Origin of the sequence: Paractinoplanes rishiriensis (assembly GCF_016862375.1) — a bacterium.
In the GTDB taxonomy this organism is placed as follows: domain Bacteria; phylum Actinomycetota; class Actinomycetes; order Mycobacteriales; family Micromonosporaceae; genus Actinoplanes; species Actinoplanes rishiriensis.
Genome location: NZ_BOMV01000066.1, coordinates 39600 through 59343 on the forward strand (window position 1 = coordinate 39600; position 19744 = coordinate 59343).

At 71.3% G+C, this 19744-nt stretch carries 18 protein-coding genes; 12 read left to right on the forward strand and 6 right to left on the reverse strand.

What is annotated here, in order from left to right; genetic code table 11:
- Positions 1-2: 2 nt before the first annotated feature.
- Positions 3-1022 carry a S8 family peptidase gene (locus Ari01nite_RS31715; protein ID WP_203785906.1) on the reverse strand — a complete coding sequence of 340 codons (1020 nt, stop codon included), beginning with the start codon at positions 1020-1022 and terminating at the stop codon, positions 3-5.
- Positions 1023-1135: 113 nt separating this feature from the next.
- Entirely contained in the window at positions 1136-1735 is a 600-nt protein-coding gene (locus Ari01nite_RS31720; RefSeq protein ID WP_203785907.1) for a TetR/AcrR family transcriptional regulator, read from the reverse strand.
- Positions 1736-1795: 60 nt separating this feature from the next.
- On the opposite strand from Ari01nite_RS31720, the gene Ari01nite_RS31725 reads away from it, so the two are divergent.
- From Ari01nite_RS31725 to Ari01nite_RS31775, 11 genes are all read left to right on the forward strand, one after another.
- Positions 1796-2968: an acyl-CoA dehydrogenase family protein gene (locus Ari01nite_RS31725; RefSeq protein ID WP_203785908.1), complete on the forward strand. Its 1173-nt coding sequence runs from the start codon at positions 1796-1798 to the stop codon at positions 2966-2968.
- Positions 2958-4172, forward strand: a complete 1215-nt coding sequence (locus tag Ari01nite_RS31730; RefSeq protein WP_203785909.1) for an acetyl-CoA C-acetyltransferase — start codon at positions 2958-2960, stop codon at positions 4170-4172. Before Ari01nite_RS31725 ends, Ari01nite_RS31730 begins: the two co-directional genes overlap by 11 nt.
- A 17-nt stretch (positions 4173-4189) precedes the next feature.
- Positions 4190-6193: a 3-hydroxyacyl-CoA dehydrogenase NAD-binding domain-containing protein gene (locus tag Ari01nite_RS31735; protein ID WP_203785910.1), complete on the forward strand. Its 2004-nt coding sequence runs from the start codon at positions 4190-4192 to the stop codon at positions 6191-6193.
- Positions 6190-7266 (forward strand): CaiB/BaiF CoA transferase family protein, encoded by a 1077-nt coding sequence (locus Ari01nite_RS31740; RefSeq protein WP_203785911.1) that lies wholly within the window; start codon positions 6190-6192, stop codon positions 7264-7266. The genes Ari01nite_RS31735 and Ari01nite_RS31740 overlap by 4 nt, the downstream gene beginning before the upstream one ends.
- Positions 7267-7316: 50 nt before the next feature.
- Positions 7317-8348 carry a GGDEF domain-containing protein gene (locus Ari01nite_RS31745; protein ID WP_203785912.1) on the forward strand — a complete coding sequence of 344 codons (1032 nt, stop codon included), beginning with the start codon at positions 7317-7319 and terminating at the stop codon, positions 8346-8348.
- Between the two features lie 61 nt (positions 8349-8409).
- Positions 8410-9183: a M15 family metallopeptidase gene (locus Ari01nite_RS31750; RefSeq protein WP_239163206.1), complete on the forward strand. Its 774-nt coding sequence runs from the start codon at positions 8410-8412 to the stop codon at positions 9181-9183.
- 47 nt (positions 9184-9230) lie between these two features.
- Entirely contained in the window at positions 9231-11636 is a 2406-nt protein-coding gene (gene fxsT / locus Ari01nite_RS31755; RefSeq protein WP_203785913.1) for an FxSxx-COOH system tetratricopeptide repeat protein, read from the forward strand.
- 60 nt (positions 11637-11696) lie between these two features.
- Positions 11697-11870 carry a hypothetical protein gene (locus Ari01nite_RS31760; protein WP_203785914.1) on the forward strand — a complete coding sequence of 58 codons (174 nt, stop codon included), beginning with the start codon at positions 11697-11699 and terminating at the stop codon, positions 11868-11870.
- Positions 11871-11906: 36 nt separating this feature from the next.
- Positions 11907-12710: a GGDEF domain-containing protein gene (locus tag Ari01nite_RS31765; RefSeq protein ID WP_203785915.1), complete on the forward strand. Its 804-nt coding sequence runs from the start codon at positions 11907-11909 to the stop codon at positions 12708-12710.
- Between the two features lie 58 nt (positions 12711-12768).
- Positions 12769-13479: a hypothetical protein gene (locus tag Ari01nite_RS31770; protein WP_203785916.1), complete on the forward strand. Its 711-nt coding sequence runs from the start codon at positions 12769-12771 to the stop codon at positions 13477-13479.
- Positions 13476-13817, forward strand: coding sequence for a transcriptional regulator (locus tag Ari01nite_RS31775; protein ID WP_203785917.1), 342 nt, complete (start codon positions 13476-13478; stop codon positions 13815-13817). Before Ari01nite_RS31770 ends, Ari01nite_RS31775 begins: the two co-directional genes overlap by 4 nt.
- Positions 13818-13827: 10 nt before the next feature.
- On the opposite strand, the gene Ari01nite_RS31780 is transcribed toward Ari01nite_RS31775, so the two are convergent.
- Positions 13828-15183 carry a glycosyl hydrolase family 18 protein gene (locus Ari01nite_RS31780; RefSeq protein ID WP_203785918.1) on the reverse strand — a complete coding sequence of 452 codons (1356 nt, stop codon included), beginning with the start codon at positions 15181-15183 and terminating at the stop codon, positions 13828-13830.
- Positions 15184-15440: 257 nt separating this feature from the next.
- Positions 15441-16007, reverse strand: a complete 567-nt coding sequence (locus Ari01nite_RS31785; RefSeq protein ID WP_203785919.1) for a DUF2087 domain-containing protein — start codon at positions 16005-16007, stop codon at positions 15441-15443.
- An 85-nt stretch (positions 16008-16092) separates the two neighbouring features.
- On the opposite strand from Ari01nite_RS31785, the gene Ari01nite_RS31790 reads away from it, so the two are divergent.
- Positions 16093-16524: a hypothetical protein gene (locus Ari01nite_RS31790; RefSeq protein WP_203785920.1), complete on the forward strand. Its 432-nt coding sequence runs from the start codon at positions 16093-16095 to the stop codon at positions 16522-16524.
- A 25-nt stretch (positions 16525-16549) separates the two neighbouring features.
- On the opposite strand, the gene Ari01nite_RS31795 is transcribed toward Ari01nite_RS31790, so the two are convergent.
- Positions 16550-18775 (reverse strand): glycoside hydrolase family 9 protein, encoded by a 2226-nt coding sequence (locus Ari01nite_RS31795; RefSeq protein WP_203785921.1) that lies wholly within the window; start codon positions 18773-18775, stop codon positions 16550-16552.
- Positions 18776-18879: 104 nt separating this feature from the next.
- Positions 18880-19551: a Tat pathway signal sequence domain protein gene (locus Ari01nite_RS31800; protein WP_203785922.1), complete on the reverse strand. Its 672-nt coding sequence runs from the start codon at positions 19549-19551 to the stop codon at positions 18880-18882.
- Positions 19552-19744 lie beyond the last annotated feature (193 nt).

Genomic DNA, 19744 nt, shown 5'->3' on the forward strand with positions numbered 1-19744 from the left:
GGTCAGATCACCTGCGGGCGGGCCAGGTCGCCGGCGAAGTTGGCGGCCGCGAAGGACGTGCCGCTCCACCTCGCCCAGCGGTCGGGCGGCAGGATGCTCAGCACGTCGACGCCGTCGCGGTAGCGGTTCACCCAGTCGCCGAAGTTGCTGAACGTCGCGTGGTACTCGCCGAAGCCGGCGCCCACCGCGGTGACCATGTCGAAAGCCGCCGGGTAGATCGGGTCGGCCTGGTGGTCGTTGCCGGCCGAGGCGACCAGGGCCACGCCGGCGTCCGACAGGGACCGCAGCTGGTTCTCGATCTCGCGCAGCAGCGGCTCGTCGGACATGTCGCCGGGGCGGCGGCCGAACGCCATGCACACCACGTCGAGCGACTGGTCGGCCCGGTATTTGTTCAGCCACTCCAGCGCGTTCACGACCGTGGACTCGTTCACCGTGCCCTGATCGGACATCACCGGCACCGACAGGATCTGCGCGCTCGGTGCGGCGGCCCGGATCAGGCCGGCCAGGAACGTGGCGTGTTCCGACGTGGTGGACGGGGTGACCGGGGAGATCCACGGTAGCGGCGCCGATTCCGCGTACAGCAGGAACGGGTCGTCCGCCGGTGTCTCCGGGAACCAGGGATGCGGGCGTACCCCCGAATCGAGAAGCGCGACCACCGGCCGCCGCAGGTTGGGCGGCAAGGGTGACCACGGCGGCACCGGATGTTCCTCGGCCACCGCGACCGGAGCCCAGGCGAACGCGTGCCCGATCTCCTTGCCGCTCAGCCGGAACGTGCCGTTGTGGTACACCGCGTCGAGCCTCATCTTCGCGGCCGCCGCGGGCTCCGCGGTTTCCAGGGTGCGCAGCAGCACCGCCGGGTCGGCCTCGGTCACCGGCACCACCAGGCGGGCGGCGGCGGTGCGGCTGGCCTGGCCCAGCGGGCGGCCCAGGTCGTGGTCCTGCAATACGTCGTTGAGCTTGTCGACGTCGGCCGGTTCGGCCGAGTCGAGCAGGATCGTGTCGGGACTGTATGGGATCGGCATCGTTCGCCTCCGGGTCCGGCGGGCACTTCGCTTCACCTTTGAGGGGGTACGCGAGACACCCGCAGATACCTCATATTCGCGAGCGAGAGTGTGCCGCACAGCCCACCGAACGTCTACGCGTCGGGGAACACCTGGTCCACCATGGCCAGCAAAGTGGCGGTCAGAAGCTTATGGACCTGGGCGCGGGTCAGTTCTCCGCGCTGCAGCCACTCGCGCGCGGTCGACGTCGCCAGCCCCACATAGGAGCGGGCCATCGCGTGCAGCGCACTCGACCGGGTGGACGGCCCCACCGCGGTCAGCACGTGGTCGGCGGCCACGTCGATGGCCTCGGCGATCACCCGGTCCACGTCGTCGTCGCCGGCCATCCCGCCGGCCGTGATGGCGCCCAGCCACGAGGTGCTGTGCCGGGAGACCACGTCGAGGAACCAGGTGACGATCGCGTCGACCCGGGTGGGCAGGTCGCCCTGCGGCAGTTGCGCCACCGCCTCCGCGGGCGCGGTCAGCATCACCCGGATGACCTCGAGGTACAGCTCCTTCTTCGTACCGAAATAGTGGTTGACCAGGCCGCGGGCGACGCCGGCGCCCTTCGCCACGTCGCCGGTCGAGACGGCGGCGTAGCCGCGCTCGCCGAACAGCCGGACCGCCACCGAAAGGATCTGTTCCCGCCGGGCGTCCGGTTCCAGCCGGCGGCGCGGACCTGCGTCGACACTCACCTTGTGGACCATACGTCACACCTTATTGACACCATGCCAATAGGTCGGAAGAGTGGCCCCATGCCCACTCCCGGACTGGACGGGTACACCCCGCCGTGGCAGCTGCCGGAGCACGACGACCTGGCCGAGCTCGCCCGTGACTTCTTCACCAAAGAGGTGCTGCCGCACGCCGGCCGGCTCGAGCGGCAGGGCCACCCCGACCGCGACCACTACCGGCGCGCCGGCGAGCTGGGGCTGCTCGGTCTCAGCGTGCCGGAGGAGTACGGCGGCGGGGGCGGCAACTTCACCCACGAGGCGGTGCTGATCCACGAGCAGACCACCTGCGGCGAGGGCAGCCTGGGCCTGGCCGTGCACAGCGGCATCGTGACCGGCTACCTGGCGGCGTACGGCACCGCGGAGCAGAAGCGGCGCTGGCTGCCCGGCCTCGCGAGCGGCGAGCTGATCGGCGCGATCGCGATGACCGAGCCGGGCGGCGGCTCCGACCTGCAGTCGCTGCGCACCCGGGCCGTGCCGGACGGCGACGACTACCTGGTCACCGGCTCCAAGACGTTCATCACCAACGGTGGCCTGGCCGACCTGGTGATCATGGCGGTCAAGACCGACACCAGCCAGGGCGCGGGCGGCATCAGCCTGCTGGTGTGCGAGGTGGCCGGCGACCCGCCCGGGTTCCGCCGCGGCCGGCTGATCGGCAAGATCGGCCTGCACGCGAACGACACCGCCGAGCTGTTCTTCGACGACTTCCGGGTGCCGGCCGCGAACCTGCTCGGCGGCCCGGACGCGGTGGGCACCGGCTTCTTCCAGATGATGCGGCAACTGCCGCAGGAGCGCCTGGTCATCGGGGTGGGTGCGGTCGCTGCCATGCAGCGGGCGGTCGATCTCACGGTCGCGTACGCGAAGGAGCGCACCGCGTTCGGCAAGCCCCTGCTCGGCCACCAGAACACCCGGATGGTCCTGGCCGACTGCGTCACCCGTACCCGTGCCTCCCGGGTTTTCCTGGACGACTGCATCACCCGGCACGTTCGCGGTGAACTGGACGTGGCGACCGCCGCGATGGCCAAGCTCTGGCTCACCGAGGGACAGTGCGAGGTGGTGGACCGCTGCCTGCAGATCTTCGGGGGCTACGGCTACACCACCGAGTACCCGATCGCCCGGATGTACGCCGACGCCCGGGTCCAGAAGATCTACGGCGGCACGAACGAGATCATGAAGGAGCTGATCGCCCGTGTCCTCTGAGGCGTTCGTGTACGACGCGGTGCGCACCCCGCGAGGCCGTGGAAAGGAGAGCGGCGCCCTGCACGGCGTCAAACCGATCTCGCTGGTCACCGGCCTGATCGACGCGCTGCGCGAGCGGCACCCCGGGCTCGACCCGCAGGCGATCGACGACCTGGTGCTGGGCATCGTGACCCCGATCGGCGAGCAGGGCGGCGACCTCCCCCGCGCCGCCGCGCTGCTGGCCGGCCTGCCGGACACCGTGGCCGGGGTGCAGCTCAACCGCTTCTGCGGCTCCGGCCTGGAGGCGGTCAACCAGGCGGCGGCCCGCATCCGCTCGGGCTGGGAGCACGTGATCCTGGCCGGCGGCGTGGAGTCGATGTCGCGCAACCCGATGGGCTCGGACGGCGGCGCCTGGTTCCTCGATCCGGAGACCGCGCTGGCCACCGGTTTTGTGCCGCAGGGAATCAGCGCCGACCTGATCGCCACGATCGAGGGCTTCACCCGCGACGACGTGGACGGGTACGCGCTGCAGTCGCAGGACCGGGCAGCCAAGGCGATCGCGGCCGGCCACTTCGCGCGTTCGATCGTGCCGGTGCGCGACCCGAACGGCCTAGATATCCTGGCCGTCGACGAGCACCCGCGCCCGGACAGCAGCCGCCCGGGCCTGGCCAAGCTGCGGCCGTCGTTCGCCGGGGTCGGCGAGGCGGCCGGCTTCGACGCGGTGGCGCTGCAGAAATACCACTGGGTCGAGCGGATCGAGCACGTGCACCACGCCGGCAACTCGTCCGGCATCGTGGACGGCGCCGCGCTCGTGGTGATCGGCTCGGAGCGGGCCGGCGAGCGGATGGGCCTCACCCCGCGGGCCCGGATCGCCTCGGCGGCGGTGACCGGCGCCGACCCGACCATCATGCTGACCGGCCCGATCCCGGCCACCCGCAAGGCCCTGGAGATCGCCGGGCTCACCCCGGCCGACATCGACCTCTTCGAGATCAACGAGGCGTTCGCCGCGGTGGTCCTCAAGTACGTCCGCGACCTTGGCCTCGACCCGGAGATCGTGAACGTCAACGGCGGCGCCATCGCACTCGGCCACCCGCTCGGCGCCACCGGGGCGATGCTGCTCGGCACCGCGCTCGACGAGTTGGAACGGCGCGACCTGCGGCGGGCCGTGGTCACCCTGTGCATCGGCGGCGGCATGGGCGTCGCGACCGTCATCGAGAGGCCATAATGAGCGGCAAACACAGCATGATCCGTTACGAGCGGGAACCCGACGGCATCGTCACCTTGACCATGGACGACCCGGATCAGTCGGCCAACACCATGAATCCGGCGTACGTCAAAGCCATGAGCGCCACGCTCGACCGGCTCGAGGCCGAGCGCGACGACGTCACCGGCGTGATCCTGACCAGCGCCAAGACCACCTTCTTCGCGGGCGGCGACCTGCCGATGATGAGCCGCGCCACCAGCGACGACGCGCCCGCGCTGTTCGGCCTGCTGACGACCATCAAGCGCGACCTGCGCCGGTTGGAGACGTACGGGCGGCCGGTCGTCGCCGCGGTCAACGGCGCCGCGCTCGGCGGCGGCCTGGAGATCGCGCTGGCCTGCCACCACCGGATCGCGCTCGACGCCAAGGGCACCCGGCTCGGCTTCCCCGAGGTGACGCTGGGGCTGCTGCCCGGCGCCGGCGGAGTCACCCGGACCGTCCGGATGCTCGGTCTCGCCCCGGCGCTGACCACCTGGCTGCTCACCGGCCGCCGGTTCAAGCCCGCCGACGCCAGGGACAACGGCCTGGTCGACGACCTGGCCGGCAGCGGCGCCGAACTGCTGGCCAAGGCCCGCGAGTGGATCATCACGAATCCCGGCGCCGCACAGCCGTGGGACCGGCCCAGCTACCGGATCCCCGGCTTCTCCCAGCAGAAAGCGCAACTGCCGGCCTTTGCCGCCACCCTGCGCAAGCAGCTCAAGGGCAACCGGCTGCCGGCCCCCGAGGCGATCCTGGCCACCGCGGTCGAGGGCACCCAGGTCGACTTCGCGACCGCCCAGCTGATCGAGACCCGGCGGCTGATCACGCTGCTCACCGGCCGGATCGCCAAGAACATGATGGGTGCGCTGTTCTTCGACATGCGGGCCGTCAACGGCGGCCTGGCCCGGCCCGCCGCCGAGGTGCTCCCGGCCACGAAGGTCGCGGTGCTCGGCGCCGGGATGATGGGCGCCGGGATCGCCGCCGCCTGCGCCCGGGCCGGTCTCGAGGTCGTCGTCAAGGACACGACGCCGGAGCTGGCCGCCCGCGCCGCCGTGCCGGGGCTGCCGATCACCACCACCGCCGACGTGGCCGACCTGCGCGGCTGCGACGTGGTGATCGAGGCGGTCTTCGAGGACCCGGCTCTCAAGGCGCAGGTGTTCGCCGAGGTCGAACCGGTGCTGGCGCCCGGTGCGCTGCTCGCCTCCAACACGTCCACGCTGCCGATCACCGGCCTCGCCGGGTCGGTGCGCCGGCCCGCCGACTTCATCGGCATGCACTTCTTCTCCCCGGTCGGCAAGATGCCGCTGCTGGAGATCGTGGTCGGCGAGCAGACCCGGGACGAGGCCGTGGCCCGCGCGTTCGACCTGGGCCGGCGGATCGGCAAGACCCCGATCGTGGTGAACGACGGGCGCGGCTTTTTCACCAGCCGGGTGATCGGCAAGTTCATCGACGAGGCCATCGGGATGCTCGCCGAGGGAGTGCCGGCCGCGTCGATCGAGCAGGCCGCGCTCCAGGCCGGCTACCCGACCGGCCCGCTGGCGCTGGCCGACGAGGTGAGCATCGTCCTGGTGCAGTGGATCCGGCGGCAGTACGAGGCGGCGACCGGCGACGCGTTCGAGCGACAGCCCTCGCACGAGCTGGTGGACGCGATGGTCGACAAGCACGACCGGCCGGGCCGGGCCGCCGGGCGGGGCTTTCACACGTACGCCGAAGGGAGGCGCACCGGCCTCTGGGACGGCCTCGCCGAGCTGGCCACCCCCGCGGGCCGCGCCGTGCCTTTCGCCGACCTGCAGGACCGGTTCCTGTTCGCCGAGGCCCTGGACGCGTTGCGCTGCCTCGACGAGGGCGTGCTGCGGACCGCCGAGGACGGCAACGTCGGGTCGATCCTGGGCATCGGCTTCCCGGCCTGGACCGGCGGCGTGCTCCGGTTCGCCGACCAGCATGAAAACTTCGCGAAACGCGCGGCGGAACTGGCGGAGCGCTACGGCGAGAGGTTCGCCGCATGAGCGGGCCGCTCGACGGGATCCGGGTGGTCGAGCTGGCCGGTCTCGCGCCCGGGCCGTTCGGCTGCATGATCCTCGCCGACCTCGGCGCCGACGTCGTGCGGATCGACCGGCCCACCCCCGGCGGTCTGGTCTCGCCGCCCGGGCCGCTCGACCGGGGCCGCCGCACGGTCACCCTCGACCTCAAGACCTCCGCCGGCGTGGCCGGGCTGTTGCGCCTGATCAGCCGCGCCGACGTGCTGGTCGAGGGCTACCGGCCGGGTGTCGCCGAGCGTCTCGGGTTCGGGCCGGAGACCTGCGAAAAGATCAACCCCAGGCTGGTGTACGCACGAATCACCGGCTGGGGTCAGGACGGGCCGATGGCCGACCGCGCCGGGCACGACATCGACTACATCGCGCTCTCCGGCCTGCTGGAACCGCTCGGGCGGGCCGGTGAACGCCCGCACGCGCCGCTGAACGTCCTCGGCGACTTCGCGGGCGGCGGCATGCTGCTGGTGATCGGGGTGCTCGGCGCGCTGCTGGAACGGGCGCGCTCCGGCCGCGGGCAGGTGGTCGACGCCGCGATGGTGGACGGCTCGGCCCTGCTCAGCGCGTTCCTGCACGGCATGCTGGCGAACGGCCTGTGGGCGCACCCGCGTGGCGAGAACACCCTGGACGGCGGCGCGCCGTTCTATGACACGTACCGGACCAAAGATCTTGGTTTTGTCGCCGTCGGCGCCCTGGAACCGGCCTTCTACGCCGCGCTGCTCGACGGGCTCGGCCTGGCCGGCGCCGACCTGCCCGCACAGTACGACCGGGACGGCTGGCCGGAGCTGCGGAAACGGTTCACCGAGCGGTTCGCCGAGCGCACCCGGGACGAGTGGGCGGCCACGTTCGCCGGCTCGGACGCCTGCGTGGCGCCGGTCCTCTCCCCCGCCGAGGCGCCGGACCACCCGCACAACCGGGCCCGCGCGGCGTTCGTCGAGGTGGACGGCGCACCGCAGCCGGCACCCGCGCCCCGCTTCGGCCGGACCCCGCCGGACGTGCCGCGCCCGGCCGCCGGGACCACCGTCGACCAGATACTGACCAGCTGGTAACCATTCCTCAGGACGGACCGCCGGCGGCCGATCCGACGGGGGTGACAGCGTTGACCGACCCCCTGCTGCGCCGCCGGCGGACCATCGAGTTCGCCGCGCTGCTGATCCGTGGCGGCGGCATGGTGTCCACCGTGCTCTACCTGACCGGCGCCATGAACGGCATGGACGGACCGACCCCGCCCGAGCTGCGGATGTTGTGCCTGGTGTCGGTCGTGCTGATGGTCGTCGCGAACGTGTTCGCCGGGATCAACTACCGCCGCCCGACCGGGCCGCAGTACCACACGCTCAGCGTCGCCCAGGTGGCGCTGGACGCGGTGGGCGTCACCGGCAGCGTGATCTGGATCCAGGGCTTCAACGGGCAGACCGCCTGGCCCACTCTGATGATCCCGATCGTGGTGGCGGCGCTGCGGCACCGGCTGCCCGGCGCGCTGCTGGTGTGGGCGTTCACCTGGGGGGCGTTCGCGCTCGGCATGCACCTGATCCACAACCCGGCGGTGCGGCCCGGCGAGGTGGCCACCGCGTTCGTGATCAACCTGGCCATCGCGGCCCTGTGCGGCGTGCAGGGCACCGCCTTCTCCCGGCAGCTGCAGGAGCTCGAGCAGGTCCGCAGCGCGCTGCAGCACCAGGCCACCCACGACCCGCTCACCGGGCTGCCCAACCGGGACTGTCTGGAGGAGTACGCGCGGGAGCAGGACGGCCGGGCGCTGGGCGTGCTGCTGATCGACCTCAACGGCTTCAAGGACGTCAACGACACGCTCGGGCACGCGGCCGGCGACCGGCTGCTCCAGGAGGTGGGCCGGCGACTGGCCGGTGGCCTGCGCGACGGCGACATGGCCGGCCGGATCGGCGGCGACGAGTTCATCGTGCTGCTGCCCGGCGCCTCCGCGGACGCCACGTCCGAGGTGGCCGGCCGGCTGCGCACCGCGATCGGCAAGCCGGTCGACCTCGGCGGCGAACCGCTCCGGGTGGGCGCCAGCATCGGCGTCTGCACCCGCGCCGACGGCGACCCGGCCGACCTGGCCGCGCTGGCAGTGATCGCGGACGCCGCCATGTACCGCGAAAAGGCCGTCTCCCGCGGCTGAATCTGGATTTGTTTCGTGTTTCACCGTTCCCGGGACGAATGTCTTCGTACGGTCGATAACCGTGCCGAAAAGAATTCTGGTTGTGCTGCTCCTCGTACCCCTGCTTGTTCTTGGTTGGTCCCGGCCGGCGATGGCCGCCAAGGTGTGGCACGTGGTGGCGCCCGGTGAGACGTTGCGGAGTATCGCGCGCACCTACGGCGTCAGCGTGACCGACCTGGTGCGCTGGAACCAGATCACCGCCGCGTACCCGGTGCAGGTCGACGCGACGCTGCGGCTGACCCCGCCGGCCCGGCCCCTGCCCGACTGGGCGACCCGGGTCGAACCGGTCACCCCCGGCATGGTCAACTGGAACGCCCGGCAGGGCTGCCCGGTGGCGCCGGCCCACCTGCGCCGCGTCTGGGTCCGCTACATCGACCTGCAGGGCAACGCCCACAACGGCAGCGTGATCGTCCGCCGCGACGTGGTCACCCGGGTGCAGCGCATCTTCCGCACGCTCTACCACTGGCGCTTCCGGATCATGGCGATGGCCCCGATGTCGGTGAACATGCCCGGCTGGAAGGACATGGGCATCGTGACGGCCGGCTACCGGTGCCGCCCGGTGGCCGGCACCAGGATCTGGTCACAGCACGCGTACGGGACGGCGCTCGACATCAACCCGCTGCAGAACCCGATGCTGCCGGCGCCAAGCTCCGTCTACGCCAACCGCAGCCGCCACCTGATCGGCATGATCCATGCCGGCGGCGCGGCGCGCGCGTTCACCTGGAACGGCTACTTCTGGGGCGGCAACTGGCGCAGCGCCAAGGACTACATGCACTTCAGCCTCACCAACAAGTGACCACCGTCCAATTGCGATCATGAACGCGGTCCGGCCATGCTGCCGCGGTGACGGGCGTCTTCGTGTCGCATGCGGGCCGGGATCTGGCGTGGGCGGAGTGGGTGGCCTGGCAGCTGCACGCGGCCGGGCACGAGGTGGAGCTGGACCGGTGGGACTGGGCGGCCGGCGACAACTTCGTGCTGCGGATGTCGCAGGCCCTGGACCGCGCCGAGGTCGTGGTGGCGATCGTGTCGCAGGCGTACTTCGAGGTGGAGAGGTTCACCACCGAGGAGTGGACCGCGGTGATCGCCGGGCGCGGGCGGCTGGTGCTGCTGCGCGTGGAGGACGTCGCGGTGGAGGCGGTGCTGCGGCCGTACATCTTCCGGGATGTGTTCGGTCTTGCGGAGACGTCGGCCCGGCAGGTGGTGCTCCAGGCGGTCGACGGGCCGGCCGGGAAGCCCAGCCGGCCGCCGGCCTTCCCGGGCTCGTCGCCCGGACCCCGGCTGCCGGGCCTGCTGCCGCAGGTGTGGAACGTGCCGATCCAGAACGCGGTGTTCACCGGGCGCGACGCGATGCTGGCCGACCTGCGCGACCGCTTGACGACGGGGGCGCCGCTGCAGGTGCTGCACGGCATCGGCGGGGTGGGCAAGACGACCCTGGCGATCGAGTACGCCTACCGGTTCGCCAACTCCTACGAACTGGTCTGGTGGATCGACGCGGAGCAGCCGGACCGCATCGGCGAGCAGATCGCCGCGCTGACCATGACCGCCGGCTGGGTCCCGCCGACCAGCGACGTGCCGACCGGGGTGGCCGCGGCCCGGCAGCGGCTGCGAGGCATACCGGGCTGGCTGGTGGTGTTCGACAACGCCGAGGATCCCGCGACACTGCCGCGGTGGCTGCCGGCCCGCCCGCCCGGCCACGTGCTGGTGACCTCCCGCAACCCGAACTGGCGGCAGCTCGGAAACCCGGTGCCGGTCGACGTGTTCGCCCGCACCGAATCGACCACGCTGCTGCGCCGCCTGCTCCCGACCATCGCCGCGACCGACGCCGACCGGATCGCCGTAGCACTGGCCGACCTGCCGCTCGCCGTCGCCCAGGCGGCGAACATGCTCACCGAGACCGGCATCACCCCGGCGGACTACCTGGACGCTGTCGCAGAGCAGACCGCCGAGGTGCTCGCCGAGGGCACACCGATCGGGTACCCGGTGTCGCTGGCGGCGTCGGTCGCGGTCGCACTGCGACGGCTGGACGGCGAGGATCCGGCCGCCGTGCAGTTGTTGCGGCTGTGCGCGGCGCTGGCGCCGGAGCCGATCCCGGGTGACCTTTTCACCACCGCCCCGGACGACGCTTTGCCCGAACCGCTGGCCACCGTGGCGGGCTCGACGATTGCCGTGCACCGCAGCCTCGGCCGCCTCGGCCGTTACGGCCTCGCTCGGGTCGCCGACGGGACGGTCCAGCTGCATCGGCTCACCCAGGCCATCCTGACCGCCACTGATCCCGACCGCCCCGGCACCGGGCATCGTGCCGCCGCCCTGCTCGGCGCGGCCGTCCCCGACGATGAAGGCAACGAACCCGCCTCCTGGCCGCGGTGGGCCCTGCTGATACCGCATCTGCTCGCCACCGACCCGGCCGAGTCCGACGACGAAAACCTGCAGCTGACAGCCGACCGGGCCGCCTGGTATCTGATTTCCCGCGGTGAGCTGCACGCCGGCCTCGAATTCGCGCAACGGCTGCACGACCGGTGGCGCGATCGGCTCGGCCGCGAGCATCAACGAACGTTGAGCGCGGCCAACATCGTCGTCGTGGCATTCCACGCGCTCGGCCGGTACGACGACGCCCGGCGCCTCGGGGCGGAGGTCCTGGCATACCGCCGGCTCGAACTGGGCGACGACCACCGCCTCACCCTCATCTCGGGGAGCAACCTGGCCAACAGCCTGCACCAGTTGGGCGAGTATGAGCGAGCGCGGGAGCTGAACGAGGACATCCTGGCCCGCCGGCGGCGGGTGCTCGGCGACGACCACCCCGACACCCTCGGCTCGGCCACCAACCTGGCCATCAACCTGCAACGACTGGCGGAACACGAGCGGGCGCGGCAGCTGAACGAGGACACCCTGGCCGGGCAACGGCGAGTGCTCGGCGACGACCACCCCGACACCCTCGCCTCGGCCACCAACCTGGCCGTCAACATGCGTGACGCCGGTGACTACGAGCAGGCCCGGCAGCTCGACGAGGACACCCTGACCCGCTACCGTCGGGTGCTCGGCGAGGACCATCCCGCCACCCTCCTGTCGGCCACCAACCTCGCCGTCAGCCTGCGCCACCTTGGTGAGTACGAGCGGGCGCGGCAGCTCGACGAGGCCACCCTGGCCCGCCGGCGGCGGGTGCTCGGCGACGACCACGCCGACACCCGCCGCTCGGCCGGCAACCTCGCCATCAACCTGCGCCTGCTGGGTGAGAAGCGGGCCTCGGCGTAGCAACCGGGATGCCACCCGGCGGCACTCAATGTGCGACCGAGCCTGCCGACCGGTGAGCATGTGACCCAGGTGACGCTCGCGGGAGTAGCCGGCCGGTGGACCAGCCGGCTCGGTGGCATCTCGGTGCCGCTGTACGTGACGGGATTCCTGATCACGCCCGGCGTCGGCGGGTGGGTGCTGCTCTCGGCGTCCGTCATCATGATCATGGGAATTATCACGCGTCGGGACGGGTAGCGGCCCAGTGACGGGCCGACGGCTCTGGGCGTCTGTGTGCTGCTGCATCTGGCGTGGGCGTTTCTCACGCCCGACGCGCACGCGCTGGCCTCGGTCAGCCTGGCCATCACGATGACCTACGTCGGGCTCATGGCATTGCGGCCGTACGCGCAGATCGGGCTCGCCGTGGTGCCGGCGGCGCACCTGGTCGCCCAGTTCGCCGGTGGTGCCGCCCGCGGCGCCGAGGTGGAGGTCGTCGGGGCGGCGATCACGTCGGTCCTGCTCGGCCTGCTGTTGTTCGGCACGCGGGTCACCACCGAGCGGCGGTTCGCGCAGGCGCTGGAGGCGGCCGCGGCGGCCAACGCGCTGCTCGAGCGGGCCAACCGGACCGATCCGCTGACCGGGCTGGCCAACCGGCGGCACCTCGGGGAGGTGCTCGCGGACGTGTGGCCGTCGGCGCGGGAGATCAGCGTACTCATGATTGATATCGACCACTTCAAGCCCTACAACGACCACTACGGGCACCTCGGCGGGGACCGCTGCCTGGAGCAGGTCGCGGCCGCGCTCGACGGGGCCTCGCCGGAGGCCGACCTGGTGGCCCGGTTCGGCGGCGAGGAGTTCATCGTGGTGCTGTCCGGCGCCGGCCTGGAGCGGGCCCGCGCGGTCGGCGAGCGGGTGCGGCAGGCGGTGGCCGACCTCGCGCTCGAGCACGTGCAGGCGCCCAGCGGGCGGGTCTCGGTGAGCGTCGGCGCGGCCACGGCGCGGCCCGGCGACGGCGGGTGCGAGGCCGACCTGATCCGGCGGGCCGACGAGGCGCTGTACGACGCCAAGCGCAACGGGCGGGACCGGGTGGCCGCCTGAGCCGTTGACAGCGCGGCTTACTCTGTAATCCAAAGCTTTCTGGATTGCAGAGGTTCCGATGGGTGACATGCTGTCCGACCTGCACGACCTGAAGAACCGCAGCCGCCGGCTCGCGCACGGCGGCGCCTGGCTGCCGGCCCTCGCCCTGGCCGCGCTGCCGCTGCTGAGCATCGCGCTGTACCGGCACCCGTTCGCGCCGGTGACCGAGATCATCATCGAATACCCGTACTGGGCCGGCCTGCCACACCAGCAGCGCGCGGCGCTGCTCTCGTACCTCTTCTGGATGGTGCTGGCGCCCTTGGCCTTTGTGCTGGTGGCGCAGTGGTACCGGTACCGCGAACGACGGCACGGCGTGCGGGTGCCGTGGCGGGTGCCGGTCGCGGCAGGCTCGCTCGGCCTGCTCGCGCTGGTGGCCCTGTTCGCCGCGCCGACCGGGACGCCGGCGCTCGGCTTCGGCACGAACTGGTGGCAGGGGCTGCTGACGCCGCTGCTCGGGGTGGCGGTCGCCGCGTTCGCCCTCGGTCTTGTCGAACGGAGCCCGGCCATCGTCCTGGCCGGCGCCTGGATGGCGGCCGTGGCCTGGCAGTTCTGCGCCACCGGGCAGGTCGGCGGGCTGCTCGGGTGGCAGACGTGGCTGCTCGGCGGCGGATCGGGGCCCGGGCTGGGCGGCCAGGTCACCCTGCTGGGCATGGACCGGCCGGCACCCGCGCTCATCCTGATGAGCCTGCCGCTGGTGGTCGTCGGACTGTTCCGGCTGCGGCGGTCGTGACCGATCCTCATCCGGCGGTCGGCCTCGACGACGTCATTCATCAGCGCGTACGGCTCGGCATCCTGGTGATGCTCGCCGAGATCCCGGAGTGCGCGTTCGCCACCCTGCGCAGCGAGTTGCGGCTCACCGACGGCAACCTCAACCGGCACGTCCAGGTGCTTGCGGATGCCGGGCTGGTCACGGTGACAAAGGGGTACGAGGCTAACCGGCCGCGCACCTGGCTGCGGCTCACCCGGGACGGCCGGCGCGCGCTCAAGGCGGAGCTGCACGCGTTGGAACAGCTCACGGCCCGGTTGCAGGCGGCGGACCTGGACGATCCGCCGCCCGCACCGGCTTAGGGCCGGGTCGTCACGGCAGGATCCAGCGCTGGTTCGCGCCGGCGAAGCAGTCCCAGATCTGCAGGCGGGTGCCGTTCGCCGAGCTGTTGCCGGACGCGTCCAGGCACCGGTTGCTGGCGGGGTTGCGCAACGTGCCGTTGGACTGGGCCTGCCACTGCTGGGCGCCGGTGCCGTTGCAGTCGTAGATCTGCACCAGTGCGCCGTTGGCGGTGCCCGCGGCGGCGACGTCCAGGCACTTGCCGAGGCCGCGGAGGGTGCCGTCGGAGCCGGCGGTCCAGGTCTGCGCGGTGGTGCCGTTGCAGTCGTAGAGCTGGACCGCGGTGCCGTTGGCGCTGCTGGCGGCGGCGATGTCGACACACTTGCCGGCGATCCCGGTGATCCGGCCGGCGCGGGGGCCGCCCATTCCCACCGCCGTCTCATAGATGGCGCTGACCAGCGAATTCGCGCCGGTGGCGTCCTGCGACAGCTCCCAGTTCATGATGCCGCCGGCGTTGGCCATGGCCCACTGGGTCTTGCGGCGGATGGTGGGCAGGCCGTTGTAGCACTCGCCGGACGGGGTGCAGTCGCGGTTGGCGTTGGCCGGGTCCTGCTGCACCAGCTGGGCATAGGTGAGGTAGCCCGGCCGGCTGTAGAACGGCACACCCAGCACGGTTTTCGCTTTGGGCAGGCCGCGGTTCTTCCAGAAGTTCGCGGCGCCGATCGCCCAGTCGTAGTTCGCGTGCGGACTGCCACCGTCGTACGCCATGATGTTGAGCCAGTCGACCATGCCGAACACCGCCGGCTGGACGCCGTTGGCCGTGCCGCCCTCGCTGACCACGGCCGCGGTCAGCAGCTTGCCCTCGTTGTGCAGGGCGGTGCTGAGCTGCTGCATCAGGGCGGTGAAGTTGTTGCCCGAGGCTCCCGGATCGGGGTACTCCCAGTCGATGTCGACACCGTCCAGGCCGTACTGACGGACGACATTCAAGACATTGGAGACGAACGCGGAGCGCGTGCTCGCGTTGGCCGCCAGGCTCTCGAACGCGGAGTCGTTGCCGTCGTTCCAGCCGCCGATGGCCAGCGAGACCTTGACGTTGTTCTGATGGCCGAGGGTGACGAGTTGCTGGAGCTTCGCCGTGTTCTCGATCGGCTGGAGGGTGCCGTTCGCGTTGGGGAGCGCGAACGAGTAGTTGATGTGCGTCAGCTTCGAGTACTGGACGCTGGTGACGCTGCCGGCCCAGGACGGCAGATAGCCGACGCTCTTGAACCCGTTGGGCAGCACGGCCGCTTCGGACGTGCCCTGCAGCGCGATCACGGTGACCGCACCGGCCGCGACCGTGGCGACCGCGGTGGCCGCGGCGAACCAGCGGCCCCTTCTGAACTTGGCCATGGGGATGGTGACCCTTCGTGTCCGGCGCGCGAACGCGCCGTGGGGATGACTACGGGCCGCCAAATATTAGGAAGACTTACTAATAGTCGTCAATACACACCATGAACAAAGTCAGACCGAACGGCAGCGACCGGCCGTCGCCACTACGTGCCCGCACCCGATCCTCGATCTTGTGGATCCGCTGTCGCCGGGCGACAGAGACTCCACATGGCCGTGCGGACAGCGCGGGGCGGGCGCGGGCGCGGTAGGGCGCGGATCTACGGGGTCGGCTGCGGTAACGGCCTCCCCGGGCCGTAAGTCGTGCCGGCCCGGTCGCGTTCCAGCCAGCCCGTCTCGACCAGCATGCGGCGGGCTCCGGCCACGTCATCGGTGATCGCGGACAGCCGCCGGTTGATCGCGTCCTCGTCGTGGAGGCCCTCGAGGGCCAGAAAGCGGGCCAGCAACTCGCCGATCTGCTGGTACCGCTCGCTCATCGTGGGCGGCAGGGCGGTCAGGCGGCCGTGCGCGAAGTTGCCCTTCAGCTGCGGATACTCGGCCAGCAGCAGGGCGATCGGCTGCATCCGGTCGACGGCGGCCGCCGCCTCGCGCAGGGCTCCGGGCTGGGCCCGGTAGACGCCGTTGCCCGTTCCCGTCGCCAGGCCTGCGCCGGTCAGTCGGGCCAGCAGTTCGCCGGCCTGCGGGGGCTTCACGTCCAGCAGGTACGCCAGCTCGGCTATGGTGGCGCCCTCCTTGCCGCGACGCACCAGTTCGGCGTAGGCCAGCAGGCGGGGCGGGCTGGACAGCTGGGCCAGCACCTCGGCGGCGCGGGCGGCTTCGGCGGACATTTTGCCAACTTAGGCAAGCTACCGGCCGGTCCGCATCCGGATTTCTTGGCGGGGCGCGCCACAATGGGGTCGGAGGTGAGCCGACGTGATCACCTGGCTGCTGATCTCGGGGGCGGTGGACGCCGGGCCGGTCGAGGACTGGCTGCGGCGGCTTCCGCTCGGGATCGAGGGGCGGAGCCATCACGAGGCGGCCGTGGCGCTGGCCGCCGGTCGACCCGTGGCGGGACGGATCTCGCCGCCGGACGGCAAGGACGTGCCGGTGCGGTTCCGGGTCGACGAGCACGGGCTGACCGTGGAGATGGACGGGCCGGCCGGTGACGATCCCTGGTGGACGCGCCTGGTCACCGAGGCCGGGCGCAGCCTGAGCGCGGACACCGTCGCGCTGGTCGACGACATCTCCGCGCTGCTCCCCCGGCTGCTCTGGGTGTCACCCACCGCCACCGGCGACTTCACCGATGCGCGGCGTCAGGCCGTACGGGTGGAAAGCCTGGACGGAGCCCTGCTGCTGCACCGGTAGCGGCGCAGCAGCAGGGTCCAGCGGGTCAGTTCTGGTCGGCGACCCAGGCCGACACCCATGAGATCGGGGCGTTCCAGTTGATCGTCAGCTCGTTGGTGGCCCAGGAGCCGATGTCGTCGATGTAGCAGAACTGGCCGACGCAGCCCTTGAGCTTCTCCTGCGCGACCGGGTCCTGGATGGACGAGTTCGGGCCGCCGGCCAGGGTGCCCGGCGGCGGGTTGGGCAGGTTCGGGTCAAGCTGGCGGGCGTACCAGCGGCTGTGCTGGTTCTGCGCGCTCACCTCGCCGTAGCCGGTCACGTACGAGATGTTCAGCGCGTTGCGGCCGAAGATGTAGTCGATACCGGTCAGCACGCCGTCCTTGTACTTCGCCTTGCCGGTCAGGTCGTGCGCGGCCGCCAGCACCACCAGGTTGTTCAGGACGATGCTGCTGGAGCCCCAGTCCCACATGTTGTTCGCCGGCGCGTAGCCGACGCCGTACGGGTGCGCCTGCTGCTGGGCCAGGTACTTCTCGGCCCCGGCGACCACCGACTGCCGGACGGCCGCGAGGCCGGGCAGCTTGTTGGGCAGCAGCGCCAGGTCGAGCCGGCCCGCGGCCGCGGTGTAGCCCCAGTCGAACGCGCCGGCGCCGAACACGTCCGCGGTGTGCTCCGGCGACGCCAGGATGTCCGCCTGGTACTGCTTCTCACCGGTGGTGATGAACAGCTCGGCGGCGGCCCAGTAGAAGTCGTCGACCACCTTGTTGTCGCTGTACGTGCCGCCGCCGACGCCGTCGTCCGGCGAGGCGATCTTGTCCGGGTTGGCCTTGGCGGCCGCGTACGCGGTGCGGGCCGCCGCCAGCGCCTGCGCGGCGTACGCCGGGTCGAACGTCTTGTAGATCCGGGCCGCCTGGGCCGCGGTGGCCGCCAGGTTGAGCGTCGCCGCGGTGGACACCGGGTGCAGCTCGCGCGGCTGCGGGTCCTGCGAGGGCAGCAGCGGCAGGCCGGTCCACTCCTTGTCGTGGATCTTGTGATGCGCCATGCCGGCGAACGGCTTGCCGGCCGGAACCTGCATGGCCAGCATGAAGTCGAGCTCCCAGCGGACCTCGTCGAGCAGGTCGGGGGTGCGGTTGCCGCTCTCCGGGATGGTCAGCGAGAGCTTGCGCGAGGCGGGGAGCCGCTCGTACTCGTTGAGCAGCTGCCAGACCGAGATGCCGGCGTTCACCACGTATTTGCCGTGGTCACCGGCGTCGTACCAGCCGCCGGTCACGTCCAGCGTGTAGTCGCAGACGCCGGGCTGGCACGGCACGTTGCCGTCGCCCTGGTTGGGCGCCACGTCGACGTGCCCGGCCGGGCGGGCATACCCGGGCCGCAGCGCATCGAGGATCTCGATGCCGCTGCGCTGGGTGTAGAAGAACTTCAGCGCGTCGGTCCGGAGTTTCTTGTACGCGTCCACGCCGATGTCGAACGGGCGGCTCGTCTCGCCGTCCGCGGTCAGCGTGTAACCCGTACCCCGGCGACTGAAGTTCTTGAAGTTGATCGTGTGGACGTTCTGGCCGGAGGACGCGTCGACGCCGCGCGGGGCGGTGGAACCCTGCGCCACGACGGCACCGGCCGCGTTCTTGAGCTGCCACGGGAGCGCGGCGGTGGCCTCGGTGACCACGGTCGCGGCCTTCGGCCCGTTGGGTAGGTACGCGACCTGGTTGACCCGCACCCGCGGGCCGGTGTCCGGCACGTACACCTCGGGCGGGACCCCGCCGAGCAGCGACACGTTGTCCAGGCAGAACTGCCACGGGTCGGCGCTGCCGCCGAGTTGGAAGGCGACCTGCGCCTGCTCGGTGCTGGCGTTCGCGGTGAAGGTGTACTCGTAGTGCTGCGTGTCGCCGAGGACCGGCGAATTCTCAAAGTAGGTGTCGTACGGGGCGACGGCCAGGCCGGTGATCGCCCGGACCACCTTGCCGGCGGTGCCGGACGCGTCGAAGCTGAACCGGTAGCTCTCGCCCGCGATCAGCTCGATGTCGTTCTGTCCGATCGCCACGTCCCAGCGATTGACGGTGCCGCCCGGGACGTCCACGCACACCTTGCCCTCGGCGAGGGTCATCGGCATGCCGGCGCTGGACCAGAACGGGTCGGTGGTGCTGTCGAACCCGCCGTTGACGACCTGTTCGACCTCGTCGGCGAGGGCGGGCACGGCAACGGCGACGGCGGCCACGCCGGTCAGCGTGACGGCCGCGGAGAGGATGGCAAATTTTCGGGAGCGCTCCCATAGAGGCATGGGAATGCATTGAATAGGCATCGTGACCTGCTGTCAACGATCCCGAAACGGGCCGTTCACGGCCGGAGCGCGGACTGCGCTCCGGCCGTGCCGGTAACACTACTTCAGTTGGTGAAGACCGCCGGGGCGCCGTCGACCGTGGTGTCCTGGACCGGCGCGTAGGTGGCCGTGAAGAAGCCACTCGCCGGGCAGGTGATCGGGCCGGACGACTTGGTGAACGGCTGGCTGACGAACTTGATGGAATTGTCGGTGTTGTCGGTGTTGCCGGTGATCGAGCCGTTCGTCGCCTGGTAGACGCAGGTGACCGAGCCCAGGATCGTGCCCAGCGACAGCGTCGTCTGGATCGGCGCGGTCGCCGTGCCGCTCACCGTGACCACTCCGGCACTGTCCACCGTGGTGCCGAACGGCAGGTTGTCCACCGTCACGCTGTTCACCCGGGTCACACCCAGGATGTTGGCGGTACAGGTGGCGAACGTGTGCGCCGTGGTCGACTCGGTCGCCACGCCCGGGGCGTCCGGGTTGGCGGTCACGGTGGCGGTGAACGCCGACTCGGAGCACTTGACGCCGGTGGTGCCGCCGGACGAGTTGTTGAAGTCGGCCGTGGTGCCCGCCTTCACCGCGGCGTTCAGCACGTCGCCGACGGCCACGTTGGCGCCGCCGAGGCTACCGGTGGTCAGCACCGCCACGGCGTCGTCGTCGGCCAGGGCCGGGCCGGCACCGAGCACAGCGGACAGGACCGCCACGGCGGCGATCGGAAAAATTCTGGACGCACGCATATTGCGCCTCCTTCGGGGGGTGAGGACGAGCTCCGGGCCGCGAAACCACGGGGATCCGCGGGCCGCGGTCACGCGGCCCGGAAAGCGGCTGGGGGGCCATCCGACAGATATCGATGGCAGACAATGCGTTGAACCGACAACGACACCCAGCGCCGTCGATGTATAGCCCCATTCGCGGTCGATCGTCAAGCAT